Here is a 402-nt window from a genome sequence, read left to right as displayed (position 1 = left end):
TAGGGAAACAGTTTTTTGATTCTAATGGTAATGATGTTTTTCCACCTCTTCGCTGTTATGTGAGTCGGCCTACTAAGGTTGGGATGGTATGGCAAAGAGTACGGGGGTTAGCTGATATTGCAGATGTACGTATTCATGACTTACGCCATACTTTTGCCAGTTATGCGGTGCTGGAAGGTTATCCGCTCCCGATGGTCGCTAAGCTCCTTGGTCATAAACGTATCTCTTCAACACTTCGTTATATGCATGTCAGTGAGCACCATGTGACAGAGGCAGTAGATACTCTGGGGGCGGTAATAACGGGGATGTTAGTCGAGCCTAAAGAAGTACAGCCCAGAAAACGAAAACGTACCACAAAGGCATTGAAGGCAGACAAACCTAACCCCGAACCAAAGGCAATAA

General features: G+C 45.8%; 1 protein-coding gene. It reads left to right on the top strand.

Going from position 1 to position 402, the window contains the following annotated elements; translation table 11 throughout:
• Positions 1 to 59 precede the first annotated feature (59 nt).
• A partial coding sequence (locus AB4589_RS25540; RefSeq protein WP_372101971.1) for a tyrosine-type recombinase/integrase occupies positions 60 to 402 on the top strand: 343 nt, incomplete at its 3' end.

It is taken from the genome of Vibrio sp. 10N.222.49.A3 (assembly GCF_041475145.1).
Classification (GTDB): Bacteria; Pseudomonadota; Gammaproteobacteria; order Enterobacterales; family Vibrionaceae; genus Vibrio; species Vibrio tasmaniensis_A.
Note: the sequence above shows the minus strand (reverse complement) of the source record. Positions and strands in the feature narration are given on the sequence as shown.